Below are 15,076 nucleotides of genomic sequence, written 5' to 3'. Positions count from 1 at the left end.
CCCCGGCCGCAAAGCGCGCATCGCCATCAATTCGGGATCCTGGCTGGAGGGGGCGCTGGCTGGGAACCTGAGCCGTCGTGCACGTTCGGGGCACAAAAGAGCCGCTGCGACGCACCATTTCAAGGAGCACAAGGCATGTCGAATCCATGTTTGCAAGTCGCTCGAGCCGACCGGCTCTTCGCCCCGTACGGGCAAGTGACGCTGAAGATGGGCTTCACGCTGGAATAGCCGCGACAGTCTTGCGCGCCGCGGAAGCGCGCCATGCAAGCAGGCACGTTCTTTGCGTGACTGCAAGCTCACGGTGTAACGAAGCACTGTTTTGGTGAGGTTTCCGCGGTCTTGTGGATTCCAGGCGCGCAGAGCGCCAGCACCCTCCGCCCGCACCCTCGCGGGCACCCCCTCCCCTGAACCCCCGTCCGAAATGCAGCCCCGCAAGGGCTGCGTGTCGGCATTTGCATTGTTGTTTCGAATCAGCTGATTCCTCGAAAGGCCCCACCCCATGAAGAAACTCAAACTCGTGATGGTCGGCAACGGCATGGCCGGCGTGCGCACCCTGGAGGAGCTCCTGAAGCTCGCCCCGGAGCTGTACGACATCACCGTCTTCGGTGCCGAGCCGCACCCCAACTACAACCGCATCCTGCTGTCGCCCGTGCTCGCCGGCGAGCAGACCGTGGAGGAGATCGTGCTCAACAGCTGGGAGTGGTACGCCGACAACCACATCACCCTGCACGCGGGCAAGAAGGTGGTCGAGGTCGACCGCGTCAAGCGCATCGTGCGTGCCGAGGATGGCACCGAGGCCGCCTACGACCGCCTCTTGATGTGCACCGGCTCCAACCCCTTCATGCTCCCGGTGCCCGGCAAGGACCTCCAAGGCGTCATCGCCTACCGCGACATCGCCGACACCGACTACATGATCGAGACCGCCAAGACCCACAAGCACGCGGTCGTCATCGGCGGCGGCCTCCTGGGCCTGGAGGCGGCCAATGGCCTGATGCTGCGCGGCATGAGCGTCACCGTGGTGCACGTCATGCCCTGGCTCATGGAGCGCCAGCTGGACGACGTGGCCGGCAAGCTGTTGCAAAAGTCCCTGGAAGAGCGCGGCCTCACGTTCCGCATCGGCGCCCAGACCCAGGAGCTGGTGGGCGATGCCGACGACGGCAAGGCCGGCCGCGTCAAGGCCATCCGCTTCAAGGACGGCACCGAAGTGGCCGCCGACCTGGTCGTCATGGCCGTGGGCATCCGCCCCAACACCGCGCTGGCCGAGCAGATGCGCCTGCACTGCAACCGCGGCATCGTCGTCACCGACACCATGCAGACCGTCACCGATGCGCGCATCTACTCGGTGGCGAATGCGCCGCCCACCGCGGCATCGCCTACGGCCTGGTGGCGCCCCTGTTCGAGCAGGCCAAGGTCGCGGCCAACCACCTGGCCCAGTTCGGCATCGGGCGCTACCTGGGGTCGCTCACCTCCACCAAGCTCAAGGTCACCGGCATCGACCTGTTCTCCGCCGGCGAGTTCATGGGCGGCGAAGGCACCGAGGAGATCGTCATGAGCGACCCCTTCGGCGGGGTCTACAAGAAGCTGGTGATCAAGGACGACAAGCTGGTGGGCGCCTGCCTGTACGGCGACACGGTGGACGGCAGCTGGTACTTCAAGCTGCTGCGCGACGGGCGCAGCGTGCACGACATCCGCGACAAGCTGATGTTCGGCGAATCCAACATCGGCGACACCGGCCACGAGGGCCACAGCAAGGCCGCCAGCATGCCCGACGAGGCCGAGGTGTGCGGCTGCAACGGCGTGACCAAGGGCACCATCTGCAAGGCCATCAAGGAAAAGGGCCTGTTCACGCTGGACGAGGTCAAGAAGCACACCAAGGCCAGCGCCAGCTGCGGCTCGTGCACCGGCCTGGTCGAGCAGATCCTGATGTTCACCGCCGGCGGCGACTACTCGGCCACGCCCAAGAAGAAGGCCGTGTGCGGCTGCACCGACGCGAGCCACCAGGACGTGCGCGATGCCATCCGCAAGGAACACTGGCTCAGCCACGACGCGGTCTACCGGGGCCTGGGCTGGCGCACGCCCAACGGCTGCGCGACCTGCCGCCCGGCCGTGAACTACTACCTGATCTCGACCTGGCCCAAGGAGGCCAGGGACGATCCGCAGAGCCGCTTCGTCAACGAGCGCAGCCACGCCAACATCCAGAAGGACGGCACCTATTCGGTCATTCCCCGGATGTGGGGCGGCCACACCACGCCGGACGAGCTGCGCCGCATCGCGGATGCGGCCGACAAGTACAAGATTCCCACCGTCAAGGTCACGGGCGGCCAGCGCATCGACCTCCTGGGGGTGAAGAAGGAGGACCTGGAGGGGGTCTGGAAGGACATCGGCATGCCCTCGGGCTTTGCCTACGCCAAGAGCCTGCGCACGGTGAAGACCTGCGTGGGCAGCGAGTGGTGCCGCTTCGGCACGCAGGATTCCACCCAGATGGGCAAGGACCTGGAGCGGGCGCTGTGGGCGATGTATTCGCCGCACAAGGTCAAGCTGGCGGTCTCGGGCTGCCCGCGCAACTGCGCCGAGGCGGGGATCAAGGACGTGGGCGTGATCGGGGTGGACTCGGGCTGGGAGCTGTACGTGGGGGGCAACGGCGGCATCAAGACGGAGGTGGCGCAGTTCCTGGTGAAGGTGAAGACGGCGGCCGAGGTGATGGAGTACTCGGGCGCGTTCCTGCAGCTGTACCGCGAGGAAGGCTGGTACCTGGAGCGCACGGTGCACTACATCGGGCGGGTCGGGCTGGACTATGTGAAGAAGAAGATCCTCGAAGACGCAGAAGGCCGCAAGGCGCTGTGGGAGCGGCTGCAGTTCGCCCTGGACGGCGAGCCCGATCCGTGGTTCGCCTCCAGCCAGGCTCAGGTGGATGTGCGGCAGTTCACGCCCGTGGCTGTCGTGGACGAAGCGACCCAGGCAGCGTGAGCGAAGGAGCAACAGCAATGAACAACAACGAATGGAAAGTCATCTGCCGCGTGGAGGACATCCCGGTGCTCGGCGCTCGCCGTGTGGCGCGCCCGGTGGGCGTGGACGTGGCGGTGTTCCGCAATGCCGAGGACCAGGTGTTCGCACTGCTGGACCGCTGCCCGCACAAGGGCGGGCCCTTGAGCCAGGGCATCGTGTTCGGCACCAGCGTGGCCTGCCCGCTGCACAACTGGGCCATCGGCCTGGACGACGGCTGCGCCAAGTCGCCCGACGAGGGGTGCACCCCCAAGTTCACGGTGAAGGTGACCGAGGGCGTGGTGCACCTGGATGCGGGCGAGCTCGCGACCCACGCAGTGGAGCTGGAGCGTCCTGTCGCGGGGCCCGCGAACCGCGCCTGCCTGCAAGCCGAAGACTCCGCCGCCTGACACCGCCGAGCAACATCACATGAGCCTCCTCACTCTCACTTCCCCGTCCGCCGCGATGCACAGCGGAAGGGCCGGCGACCGCAGCACGGGCATGCAGCCAATGCAGGGCCGTTGCACGCTCGTCGGCGCCGGCCCCGGCGATCCTGAACTGCTCACGCTGAAAGCGCTCCGGGCCATCCAGTCGGCCACGGTGCTGCTCGTCGACGACCTGGTCAGCGACGACATCGTCGCCATGGCGACGCCCGGCGCGCGCGTGATTCACGTCGGCAAGCGCGGCGGCTGCAAGAGCACGCCGCAGAGCTTCATCGAACGGCTGATGATCTTGGCCGTTCGGGAAGGCGAGCACGTGGTCCGGCTGAAAGGCGGCGACCCGTTCATCTTCGGCCGCGGCGGCGAAGAGGTCGAGCACCTGGCGCAGGCCGGCATCCACGTCGAGGTGGTGAACGGCATCACGGCCGGGCTGGCCGGGCTGACATCGCTCGGCGTGCCGCTGACGCACCGCACGCATGCGCAGGGCGTGGTGTTTGTCACCGGGCATGCCAAACCCGGATCGCCCGGGCCCGATTGGCGCACGCTGGCCGCCACGGCCCATTCGGCGCGGCTGACGCTGGTCATCTACATGGGCGTGTCGAGCGCAGGCTCGATCCAGGACGAACTGCTGAGCGGACTGCCGCCAGAGACGCCCATCGTGGTGGTGCAGAACGCCAGCCTGCCCTCGCAGCGGCACGCCGTCGGCACGCTGGCGACGCTGCAGCACACCATTGCCGACAACGGCCTGTGCAGTCCCTCGATCATCGTGGTCGGCGATGTGCTGCAGGGGCTGGCCGCCGCAAGCTCTCCCGCGCATGTTGCGCTGGAAAAGGCCGCCTGAGGCGCCGGCCTCCCCTCGCCCGATTTTTCTCGTTCAGCATCTCCAATCAAAACCAAAGCAACGCCATGGCCTATCTCCTGCCTTCCGAATTCGTCACCAAGATGGTGGACGCCGGTGAATCGAAGATCTTCATGTCGACCCGGGACACGCTGATCCGCGCTTTCATGGCGGGCGCCATCCTTGCGCTGGCGGCCGTATTTGCCGTCACGATCAACGTGCAGACTGGCTATTCGATCATCGGGGCCATCCTGTTTCCGGTCGGCTTCTGCATGCTGTACCTGCTCGGCTTCGACCTCTTGACCGGCGTGTTCGTGCTGACGCCGCTCGCGCTCATCGACAAGCGGCCCGGCGTCACCATGGGCGGCGTGCTGCGCAACTGGGGCCTCGTCTTCGTCGGCAACTTTCTCGGTGCTTTCGTCGTCGCCGTGCTGATGGCGATCGTCTTCACCTTCGGCTTCACGACCCCGCCGGACAAGGTGGGCCAGGTGATCGCCACCATCGGCGAGGCGCGCACGGTCGGCTACTCCAACCACGGCGCGGCAGGCATGCTGACGCTCTTCGTGCGCGGCATGCTGTGCAACTGGATGGTGTCCACCGGCGTGGTGGGTGCGATGATCTCCACCTCCGTCACCGGCAAGGTGCTGGCCATGTGGATGCCCATCATGGTGTTCTTCTTCATGGTGTTCGAGCATTCGGTGGTCAACATGTTCCTGTTTCCGTCGGCACTGCTGATGGGCGGCAATTTTTCGATCATGGACTACATCATCTGGAACGAGATCCCGACCGTGCTGGGCAACCTCATCGGGGGCCTGTCGTTCACCGGCCTGACGCTGTACGCGACCCACGTGCGGACGGCGCCCAAGCGCGTCGCCCGCTGATCCCGGCCGACCGCCATCGTCGCGCCACGATGCGTCCCGGACTCGCGATATCGATCGGACAGCACTCCGACAAGGGACGCAAGGACGCCAACCAGGACTTCCACGGCGCCGCCCTGCCGGAGGCGCCGACCCGCCACGCGAAGGGCGTGGCCATTGCCATTGCCGACGGCATCAGCAGCAGCGACGTCAGCCACGTGGCCAGCGAGGCGGCGGTCGGAGCTTCCTGACGGACTACTACTGCACCTCGGACGCATGGAGCGTCAGCCGCTCGGCGCAGCGCGTGCTCACCGCCACCAACGCGTGGCTGCACGCGCAGACCCAGAACAGCGGCGGCCGCTTCGACAAGGACCGCGGCTACGTCTGCACCTTCAGCGCCCTGGTCATCAAGTCGGCCACGGCGCACGTCTTTCATGTGGGCGACACGCGCGTCTACCGCTGGCACGCGCAGGCGCTCGAGCAGCTGACCGAAGATCATCGGGTGCTGGTGGCTGACGGGCACAGCTATCTGAGCCGGGCGCTGGGCGTCGGTCCGCATATCGAGATCGACTACCAGGCCGTGGCCGTCGAAAAAGGCGACGTCTTCCTGCTGACCTCGGACGGCGTCCATGAACACGTGGACGCCGCCGCCATCGGTGCCGCGCTGGCGGCCTACCCGCACGACCTCGACGCCGCGGCAAGAAGCATCGCCGAAGAAGCCTATCGGCGCGGCAGCCCCGACAACCTGACGGTGCAGGTCGTCCGGATCGATGCGCTGCCCGACGGCGACTTGAACGAGCTGCAGGCACAGCGCGCGGCACTCCAACTGCCGCCCGTGCTCGATGCACGCATGCGCTTCGACGGCTACACGATCGTGCGCGACCTGCACCGCAGCAACCGCAGCCACATCTACCTGGCGGTGGACGACGACACGGGCCAGAATGTGGTGCTCAAGACGCCATCCGTCGACCTGCAGAACGACGAGGCGCACCTGGATCGCTTCCTGCTCGAAGAATGGGTGGCGCGGCGCATAGCCAGCGCCCACGTGCTCAAGCCGCATGTTCCGGACCGCAAGCGCAACTACCTCTACGTGGCCATGGAGTTCGTCGACGGGCAGACGCTGGCGCAATGGATGGTCGACAACCCGCGCCCCAGCCTGGAGTCGGTACGCGGCATCGTGGAGCAGCTTGCCAAGGGCTTGCAGGCGTTCCATCGCATGGAGATGCTGCACCAGGACCTGCGGCCCGAGAACGTGATGATCGACCGCACCGGCACCGTGCGCATCATCGACTTCGGATCGGCCTGGGTGGCGGGCCTCGGCGACGGCACGCTGGCCGAGCCCGACCAGATACTGGGCACGGTGCAGTACACGGCGCCCGAATACTTTCTGGGCGAAGGCGGCTCGGCACGGTCCGACCTGTTCTCGCTGGCCGTCATCGTCTACCAGATGCTGACCGGGCGGCTGCCCTACGGCGCCGAGGCCGCCCGCATCCGGACGCGGGCGGATCAGCGCAACCTGCAGTACCGGTCCGCGCTCGACGCCCAGCGCGCCATTCCCGCATGGATCGACGAAGTGCTGCGCAAGGCCCTGCACCCCAACCCGCTCAAGCGGCACGAGGCGCTGTCGGAATTCGTGCAGGACCTGCGTCAGCCCCACCCGGATTTTCTGAACCGGCGCGGTACGCCGCTCGTCGAGAAGAACCCGGTGGTCTTCTGGAAATGCGCCACCTTGCTCCTGGGCGTTGCGCTGGTGGTGCTGCTCGGCGTGATCAGCCTGCGGAGCTGAACCCGCATCGCGTCAGCCTCTCTTTTCTGGCCGGCTCAGGAAATCGAAGCGCTTCTGCGCCGGCATGGTTTCGGGCAGCACGTAGACCACGCCGCGGTGCGTGCCCAGGACGGGCTTGATATGCGCGTCGTAAAAGGCCGCAGGCACGTTGATGCAGCCGTACGAAATGCGATTGTCGGCCACGGTCGGCGAAGCCAGCCGCTGCAGGCGGCGCTCCGACCTTTGCGTGGCGCGCACGCGGTGCATCGAAACGGCCGCGTCGTAGTCGATCCAGACGATGTCCTCGCCCTTGGTGTTGAGGCCCGGCTCCGTCTCGAAACGGCCTGCGGGCGTCGTGCGCTCTTCACGCCGTATTTCCGACATCGGGCGTTCGCCGATGCCCGGCACCGAATCGTCGCCGCGAGCGAGGCCCAGCAGCACGGGCGATGAAGCTTGCATCCGGCCCGTGGCGTCGAAGACGAAGACGCGCGCATTGCGCTTGTCGATGACCGCAAAAGGCGCGCTCCCGTTGTCCGCCGCCGCAACGGCCGCCCGGGCGAGCCACTGCGCATCTTCCCCCGCGGCCGCCGAGGGGATGCGGGCGAACGCGAGAACGGCAACAGCGAGCACGGCCAGCGGCCTGCTCGCTGCGCCCGTTCCAGGCCTCACGGCATTCATGGATACGCCGCAGCGGGGTTCGTCAGCCGCGCTCAGTTGCGGTCGGCGCGCGCACGACGCATGGCGCGCGTGTCGCTCGAGGCTGCCATGGTGGTGCCGGAACTGCTGCTCGTATCGGTCGAGCCTTGCGCCGTGGGCGGGGTGGTTCGGGTGGCGCCGCCGCTTTCCGGAGTCACGCCCGTGGTGCCCATGGGGCCGCCCGAGGGGTTTTGCTGACCTGCCGCGGTGGCCGGATTGGCCGGCGCCGTGGTCGGCGGATTGCCCTGGGCAAACGCGGCGCCAGCGGCACCGAGTGCAAGTGCGGCAATGAGTCTGGAAGTGCTGTTCATGGTCGTGTCTCCTGAAGAAAAGCCGGCAATGCCGGAAGAAAGAGGCCGTGCCGAGCCGAGTGGCCGACTTCAGGAAAGCTAGGTGGTTGCCAGCCGCGGCGGGTCAGCATGGGGCGCGGCACGGTGTAGGAGAAGAGAAGCGAGGGGCCTGCCTCTACCCTTTCCCTACCTCTTGGCATCCGTGTTGCGCGCCTCCTCGGCCTTGTCCTGCGGGGCCTTGGGCAGCTTGACCTTCGTCACGGTGACGGAGACCGGGTCACTCGCGGGAAAGGACTCTTCGACCCCGCTGTCCAGCGCTTCTTCGCTGGGTGCCTGCTCGACCGGCTTCGCGGGCTCGCTGGCAGGCTTGCCGTGGTTCTTGGATGTGGGAAAGGGAAATGCCTTGTCCGATGTTTCCGTGGTCATGGGGACTCCTCGGCCGTGCAGGCCTTCAGGCGCGGACGGCTGCTGGTTGGTGATTTCGGGGCGACTCGCTCACTCGGTGCGGCTCCTGTTCAGTTGACGGGAAAAGGTAAAGAATGAAGCCATTCTGGGAGGGCTCCCGAAGACCGGCGTAGGACGAGGCCAGCGTCCGTCAGTCGGAGCCATCCTCGCCCCGACGCCCTTTCGGCGTTGTTGGATCCTGTCGGGAGCCTGACTTTTGCCGACGTGCAACACCCTGCCGGCAGTGCTCCGATTTGTTCGGCGTGAAATGCACTTATTGACATTGAATGTGATAAATTCACATTTATAACAATATGAAACATTCATTGATGGACGCATTCGGATGAAAAAGCACTTGTTCTTGCAAAAGCAAAAGGGCTTCACGCTGATTGAATTGATGATCACGGTCGCGATCATCGCGATCCTGGCGTCCATCGCGTACCCCAGCTACACGCAATACATCATCCGGTCCAAGCGTTCTGCGGCCCAGTCGCAAATGATGGAGATTGCCAATCGGGAACAGCAGTTCCTGATCGCAAACCGCAGCTACGCGGACAAGACAACCCTCATCGCAAGCGGCTACACGCTGCCGCCGGATGTCGCCGCCAACTATGGCTACACGATCACCCTCTCAACGACCCCTCCGGGCTTCGTTGTGACATTCACCCCGACGGGAGCCCAAGCCGGCGACGGCGACCTGACGCTCGACCACACAGGCGCGAAAACGCCCGCGCAAAAATGGTGAAGCCGAGCACGTCCATCGCCCATGCCCGCGCCCAGCGCGGCGCCACGCTGATCGAAGTGCTGGTCACGCTGCTGATCGTCGCCTTCGGGCTGTTCGGGCTCGTGGGTCTGCAGGCGCGTCTCCAGTCGTCCGAAATGGAGTCCTACCAGCGCTCGCAAGCGCTGATCCTCCTCAACGACATGGCCAGCCGCATTGCAATCAACCGCCGCATGGCCTCCAGCTACGTCACCACCACTGCGCTGGGCACCGGGGTCAACTGCCCGACCGCCACCGGTACGCGCTTGCAGGTGGACGTCAAGGAATGGTGCAACGCCCTGCAGGGTGCGGCCGAAACTTCGGGCGGCAACAACCTCGGCGCCATGATCGGTGGGCGCGGCTGCGTGGAGGACATGGGCAACAACGAATACCTGATCACCGTCGCCTGGCAAGGCCTGGTGCCTACCGCCGCTCCCCCCGAGGGCGTGTCCTGCGGCAAGGACATGTACGACGCCACCGCCGCGAGCCCGACCGCTCCGGCGCCGGCCTGCTCGAGCGACAAGTGCCGCAGGACCGTGACCACTCTGGTCCGCATCGGGGCGCTTTCATGAGGCCGGTCCGCCAAGCGAGCGCCGGGGGGCGGCCTGCCTGCCCTCCCCAGGCACCCCGGCTCCAGCGCGGCCTGACCCTCGTCGAACTGATGGTGTCGGTCACCATCATGCTGATCGTCCTGGCGGCGCTGATCGCCCTGTTCCTCAACGTGAACAGCACCCAGCGGGAGATGGTGAAGGTCAACCGCCAGATCGAGGGCGGCCGGCTCAGCGTCTTCGTCCTGGAGAACGAAGTTGCGCACGCGGGCTTCTGGGAAAACTACATGCCCGAGTTCGACGATCTCACGGTCAGCACGGTGCCCACGAAGGTGCCCACCGGTGCGGCGCCCGATCCGTGCCTGCCCTACACGGCGGCCAACTGGACCGACGACTACAAACGCAGCCTGCTCGACATTCCAGTGCAGGCCTACGACGCCGTGCCCGCCAGTTGCGCCGCCCTGCTGACCAACAAGAAGGCCGGCACCGACGTGCTGGTGGTGCGCCATGCCGAAACCTGCGTGGCAGGCATGCCCAACTGCGAAGCCGACACGCTCGGCAAGCTGTACTTCCAGTCGTCGTTCTGCGGCACGCAGAAGCCGTCGGACTTCGATCTCACCACAGCCGGCTTCACCACCATACTGGCCAAGAACTGCGCGGCGCCGGCACCCAAGCGCAAGTTCATTTCCGACATCTACTACGTGCGCACCTACGCCGAAACGGCGACCGACGGCATTCCGACCCTCATGCGCTCGCGCTTCGACCTGTCGGCCACCGGCCTCGCGCAGCAGCCGCCGGTTCCGCTCATCGAAGGCATCGAAGGCTTTCGCGTGGAACTGGGCCTGGACACGCTGAGCAAGACCGGCGCGGCCGTGAACTACACCCAGGCCATCGCCTGGGCCGACTCGGCCAACCGGTCCACGCCCACCAACCGCGGCGACGGAAGCCCCGACGGCGACTTCGTCCACTGCAGCACGGCGTCGCCCTGCACCTCGGACCAGCTGATCAACGTGGCGTCGCTCAAGCTCTACGTGGTTGCGCGCAGCCTGGAAACCTCTCCCGGCCATACCGATGCACGCACCTACAACCTGGGGAGCGCAACGCTCGGCCCCTTCAACGACCACTACAAGCGGCACGCGTTCACCACCGCGGTCCGCCTGACCAACGTGACAGGCCGCAGGGAAACGCCGTGAAGAAGATGCCGTCGACATTCCACCAACGCAACCAAGGCGGCGCGGCGCTGATCGTCGGGCTGATCATGCTGGTGCTGATCACCCTGGTCGTCACTGCGGGGTTCACGCTCAGCAACACCAACCTCAAGTCGGTAGGCAACATGCAAAACCGCAACGAAGCCGTGGCGGCGGCCAACCGCGCCATCGAGGTAGTCGCGACCTCGCTGTTGCTGCCCGGTGTGGACGGTTCGCCTTCCCTCGCGGCGCCGCAAGGCACCGTGAGCCTGGTCGACATCAACAACGACGGAACCAACGACTACACGGTGCAGATCGCCGCGCCCACTTGCGTGCGCGCAACCAAGACAACGGATACCGGCGGCAGCACGACCGGCATCGGCGGCATCGGTGGTAACGCATCCACTGCGGGCTCCGGGCTCGCCGCCTTGCCCGACCAATACAACTCGGTCTGGGACATCAGCACCACCGTGACCGACGACCGCACCGGCACTTCCACCGCAGTGCGCCAGGGCGTACGGGCGCTGTTGAGCAAGGCGCAATTCGACGCGCTGTGCTCGTCCTAGCCATGCCCATCCTCCGAATGATCACGACGAAGAACGGATCGCAATCATGAAAAAGAACTTCTTCCGGTCGCTTTGCGCCACCGCGATGCTGATGCTCGGCCTGGGCTCGGCGCAGGCGGAAGACATCGATCTCTTCGTCGGCTACAACCAGACCACCACAGGTGCGCCGAACGTGCTCTTTGTGGTGGACAACACGGCCAACTGGACGCCGCTCTTCGCGGCCGAGATGAATGCGCTGGCGACCGCCTTCGAAAGCCTCGAGGCCGGCAAATTCAACGTTGGCGTAATGCTGTTCACCGAAACGGGCGGCGGCAATTCGAATGTTGACGGTGCCTACCTGCGCGCCGGCGTGCGGCTGATGGACGCCGCCACCAAGGTCAAGTACGGCACGATGATTCGCACTCTGGACGTGAGTGCCGACAAGTCCAACGGCGGCAAGGCCGGCAAGATGATGGCCGAGGTCTACCGCTATCTGGCAGGCCAGGCGCCCCTGGCTGGCAACAACAAGCTCAAGGCCGACTACTTGGGCAATGTCTCCACCTATGGTCAGGGCAGGAACGAATCCGCTGGTTCCGTCGCATCCAGGGCGATCTGGGCGCTTCCTGGCAATCCGCTGAGTGCATTCGGCGGCACCACCTACAACGCTCCGAACACCGCCAACTGCATCGGCACCTACATCATCTACATCAGCAACGGCGCCGCGCAGGACAACAGCAGCGATACCGCGACATCTCTCAATGCGCTGCGGACCGCTGGCGGCGACACGACCACCATCACGCTGGGCGTGAGCGGTTCCCAGGACAACATGGCCGACGAATGGGCCCGGTTCCTGCAGACCAGCATGGGCGTGAAGGTCTACACGGTCGAGGCGGCCATCGCCTCGGGAGGCCAGGGGCCAGGTTGGACCGCACTGCTCAACAGCATGGCGACCCAAAGCAAAGGAGAGTATTACAACGTTTCTGCTGCACAGAACCTGGGCGCGGCTCTCTCGACGCGTTCGCCGACATCTTCAGCAAGATCCAGTCCGTCAACAGTGTGTTCTCGTCGGTGAGCTTGCCCGTGAGCGTGAACACCCAGGGCACCTACCTGAACCAGGTGTTCGTGGGCATGTTCCGCCCCGACGATTCCGCCTATCCGCGCTGGAACGGCAATCTCAAACAATACAAGCTGGGCCTGGACAGCAGCAATCAGTTGATCCTGCAGGACGCGGCCGGTGCCAACGCCATCAACAACCAGACCGGCTTCATCGCGCCTTGTGCGCGAAGTTTCTGGACGCCAACCGCCGCCAACACCTACTGGAGCTTCAATCCGTCCGGGGACTGCATCAGCAGCGACCCGACCATCAAGCTTGCCGCTTCGGACAGCCCCGACGGCAACGTGGTCGAAAAAGGTGCGCAGGCCTACATGCTGCGGCAAGTGGCCACGGCAGACCGCAACGTCAAGACCTGCACGCCGGGCGCCTGCACGACGCTCACCAGCTTCACCGACGGAAATGCGAGCATCACTTCGACCGCGCTGGGCGCACAGACCACCACCGAACGCACCTCGCTCATCAACTGGCTCCGGGGGTTGAACAACAAGGGCGACGAGACGAAAGACACCACCACCGGAAATTACACGACCTCCACCACCGCCATGCGCCCCTCGGTGCACGGCGACGTGGTGCATTCGCGGCCGGTGGCCATCAATTACGGCACCGACGCCGTGCCACAGGTGGTGGTGTTCTACGGGGCCAATGACGGCGTGCTGCGTGCCGTCAACGGCAACCAGGGCACCGCCATCGGATCGGCGGCGCCCGGCAGCGAGCTGTGGTCCTTCGTGCCGCCGGAGTTCTACGGCAGTATCAAGCGGCTATACGACAACACGACGCGCATCAATTTTCCCGGCATACCAGCCAGCGTAGGCACCACCGCGCCCAAGCCTTACGGCATGGATGGCCCGATGGCGGCCTATCGCCAGGGCACGTCGGCGTGGCTCTATGCGAGCATGCGCCGCGGCGGCCGCATGATCTATGCCTTCGACGTGTCCAACCCGGCATCGCCCATCCTCAAATGGCGCAGGGGCTGCCCGAACCAGGACAACGACACCGGCTGCGACACCGGCACGAACGACATGAGCGGCATCGGCCAGACCTGGTCGGCCCCCAAGGTCGTGAAGGCCAGCGGCTACGGCGCCGGCATCACGCCCATCGTGATGTTCGGCGGCGGCTACGACAAGTGCGAAGACGTCGACACCACCGTGGCCGCCAGCGCCTGCGGCACGGCCGCCAAGGGCAACAGAATCTATGTGCTCGACGCCAGCTCGGGCGACGTCTTGAAGACCTTCAGCACCGACCGCGCGGTGGCCGGCGAAGTCACCATCGTGAACGACAGCGCGGGCCTCGCCAAGATCGCCTATGCGGCAGACTTGGGCGGCAACGTCTATCGCATCAGCATCGGTACAGACGCGCCGGGCAGCTGGGTCATGACCAAGCTCGCCTCGCTCGGCTGCGACACCGTGACCACCTGCACGCCCAACCGTAAGTTCATGTTCGGCCCCGACGTGGTCGAGGACAACGGCCTGTACGTGCTGCTGCTGGGTTCGGGCGACCGCGAAAAGCCGCTGCGCTCCTACTCGGCCGCGCTCAGTGTTTCCAACCGCTTCTACATGATGGTGGACAAGCCCGCCGACGCCACCTGGCTCACCTCCGAGTCAAGTCGCTGCGACGGCAGTTCGCTGCTGTGCCACAGCTCGCTGCTGGGCATCACGGGCACCGCGACGCCTTCGGCGACCGACCTCGCGGCCAAGAAGGGTTGGTACCTCGTGCTTGCGGCCGGCGAGCAGGTGGTGACTTCGTCCGTCACGGCCTATGGCAACACGACCTTCAATACCCACACGCCCACCAGCCCGACCGTGAGCCAGTCGTGCCGCGCCAACCTGGGAACCGCTAACGTCTACAACGTGGCGTATCTCAACGCGGCGGCGCAGAACGGCGCACGCTTCCAGAACGTGGTGGGCGGCGGACTCGCACCTTCGCCGGTGGTTGGCCGGGTCATGGTGGGCGACACCTTCCGCGACGTGGTGATCGGCGCCAACCCCGACTCGTTCCTGAGCCCGAAGGGCGCCGCGGTCAAGGCCGCCTTCAAGCAGCCCAAGGGCCGCGTCTACTGGTTTATCCAGAAATAAGGGACAAGGTGCAGAGCATGGCAGGCACGCGCACCCGAGGTTTCACGCTCGTCGAGCTGATGGTCACCATCGTGGTGCTGGTGATCCTCATGTCGGTGGCCGTCCCCTCCTTCGACAACATCAGGCTTTCGAGCCGGTTGAACTCCTATTCGACGGACCTCGTCGCCGGCAGCCAGGTGGCGCGCAGCGAGGCCATCAAGCGCAACGCGCAGGTGAGGCTGTGCGTCTCGTCCAACGGCACCAGCTGCGCCACCACGGGCCAATGGGAAACAGGCTGGATCGTCATCAGCACCGACGGGGTGGTGATCCAGAAGCAGCCCGCCACCGCCAGCGGCTATCAGATCCGCGACGGCGGCGGCCTGAGCGCCCTCGCCTTCGAGGCCACCGGCGTCGGCGCCACGGCGGCCAACTTCACGATCTGCCGCGCGAGCCCCGTGGGGTCCCAGGAGCGGGTGGTCAAGGTCAGCGCAACCGGCCGCAGTTCGATCACCCGGACCAGCACCGGCATCTGCGGCGTCTGAATACGTAAGTGCGGTTT

The 15,076-nt window shown here is 65.8% G+C and carries 13 protein-coding genes and 2 pseudogenes; 12 read left to right on the top strand and 3 right to left on the bottom strand.

What is annotated here, in order from left to right:
* The first annotated feature begins 499 nt into the window (after positions 1-499).
* The 5 genes and pseudogenes from nirB (at position 500) to ACAM55_RS11400 (ending at position 6,903) form a co-directional block, all read left to right on the top strand.
* Positions 500-2,967, top strand: a pseudogene (nirB, locus tag ACAM55_RS11420) (nitrite reductase large subunit NirB).
* A gap of 17 nt (positions 2,968-2,984) precedes the next feature.
* Entirely contained in the window at positions 2,985-3,392 is a 408-nt protein-coding gene (gene nirD / locus ACAM55_RS11415) for a nitrite reductase small subunit NirD (RefSeq protein ID WP_369656104.1), read from the top strand.
* A 55-nt stretch (positions 3,393-3,447) separates the two neighbouring features.
* The gene (gene cobA / locus ACAM55_RS11410; RefSeq protein WP_369656382.1) at positions 3,448-4,263 is read left to right on the top strand and encodes a uroporphyrinogen-III C-methyltransferase; all 816 of its coding nucleotides are present in this window, start codon (positions 3,448-3,450) and stop codon (positions 4,261-4,263) included.
* A 65-nt stretch (positions 4,264-4,328) separates the two neighbouring features.
* Positions 4,329-5,141 (top strand): formate/nitrite transporter family protein, encoded by an 813-nt coding sequence (locus ACAM55_RS11405; protein WP_369656103.1) that lies wholly within the window; start codon positions 4,329-4,331, stop codon positions 5,139-5,141.
* A 29-nt stretch (positions 5,142-5,170) separates the two neighbouring features.
* A pseudogene (locus ACAM55_RS11400) lies at positions 5,171-6,903 on the top strand (protein kinase).
* 12 nt (positions 6,904-6,915) lie between these two features.
* Here the strand turns inward: ACAM55_RS11400 and ACAM55_RS11395 are convergent.
* The 3 genes from ACAM55_RS11395 to ACAM55_RS11385 form a co-directional block, all read right to left on the bottom strand.
* Positions 6,916-7,560, bottom strand: coding sequence for a L,D-transpeptidase (locus ACAM55_RS11395; RefSeq protein WP_369656102.1), 645 nt, complete (start codon positions 7,558-7,560; stop codon positions 6,916-6,918).
* Positions 7,561-7,592: 32 nt separating this feature from the next.
* On the bottom strand, positions 7,593-7,889 hold the full coding sequence (locus ACAM55_RS11390; protein ID WP_369656101.1) for a proteophosphoglycan ppg4: 297 nt from the start codon (positions 7,887-7,889) through the stop codon (positions 7,593-7,595).
* Positions 7,890-8,054: 165 nt separating this feature from the next.
* Complete coding sequence (locus ACAM55_RS11385; protein ID WP_369656100.1) at positions 8,055-8,294, bottom strand: hypothetical protein; 240 nt, start codon at positions 8,292-8,294, stop codon at positions 8,055-8,057.
* Positions 8,295-8,655: 361 nt separating this feature from the next.
* Between ACAM55_RS11385 and ACAM55_RS11380 the strand changes: the two genes are divergently transcribed.
* From ACAM55_RS11380 to ACAM55_RS11350, 7 genes are read left to right on the top strand one after another with little or no spacing between them, the layout of a single operon-like run.
* Positions 8,656-9,057, top strand: a complete 402-nt coding sequence (locus ACAM55_RS11380) for a type IV pilin protein (protein WP_369656099.1) — start codon at positions 8,656-8,658, stop codon at positions 9,055-9,057.
* Positions 9,051-9,644 (top strand): type IV pilus modification protein PilV, encoded by a 594-nt coding sequence (pilV, locus tag ACAM55_RS11375; RefSeq protein WP_369656098.1) that lies wholly within the window; start codon positions 9,051-9,053, stop codon positions 9,642-9,644. The genes ACAM55_RS11380 and pilV overlap by 7 nt, the downstream gene beginning before the upstream one ends.
* Positions 9,641-10,813 (top strand): PilW family protein, encoded by a 1,173-nt coding sequence (locus ACAM55_RS11370; protein ID WP_369656097.1) that lies wholly within the window; start codon positions 9,641-9,643, stop codon positions 10,811-10,813. Before pilV ends, ACAM55_RS11370 begins: the two co-directional genes overlap by 4 nt.
* 5 nt (positions 10,814-10,818) lie before the next feature.
* Complete coding sequence (locus ACAM55_RS11365) at positions 10,819-11,373, top strand: PilX N-terminal domain-containing pilus assembly protein (protein WP_369656381.1); 555 nt, start codon at positions 10,819-10,821, stop codon at positions 11,371-11,373.
* Between the two features lie 46 nt (positions 11,374-11,419).
* On the top strand, positions 11,420-12,424 hold the full coding sequence (locus ACAM55_RS11360) for a hypothetical protein (protein ID WP_369656096.1): 1,005 nt from the start codon (positions 11,420-11,422) through the stop codon (positions 12,422-12,424).
* An 8-nt stretch (positions 12,425-12,432) separates the two neighbouring features.
* Positions 12,433-14,538 carry a pilus assembly protein gene (locus ACAM55_RS11355; RefSeq protein WP_369656095.1) on the top strand — a complete coding sequence of 702 codons (2,106 nt, stop codon included), beginning with the start codon at positions 12,433-12,435 and terminating at the stop codon, positions 14,536-14,538.
* A gap of 17 nt (positions 14,539-14,555) precedes the next feature.
* The gene (locus tag ACAM55_RS11350; protein ID WP_369656094.1) at positions 14,556-15,059 is read left to right on the top strand and encodes a GspH/FimT family pseudopilin; all 504 of its coding nucleotides are present in this window, start codon (positions 14,556-14,558) and stop codon (positions 15,057-15,059) included.
* The last annotated feature ends 17 nt before the right edge of the window (positions 15,060-15,076 follow it).

This window comes from Variovorax sp. V213, assembly GCF_041154455.1.
Taxonomy (GTDB): Bacteria; Pseudomonadota; Gammaproteobacteria; order Burkholderiales; family Burkholderiaceae_C; genus Variovorax.
Note: the sequence above shows the minus strand (reverse complement) of the source record. Positions and strands in the feature narration are given on the sequence as shown.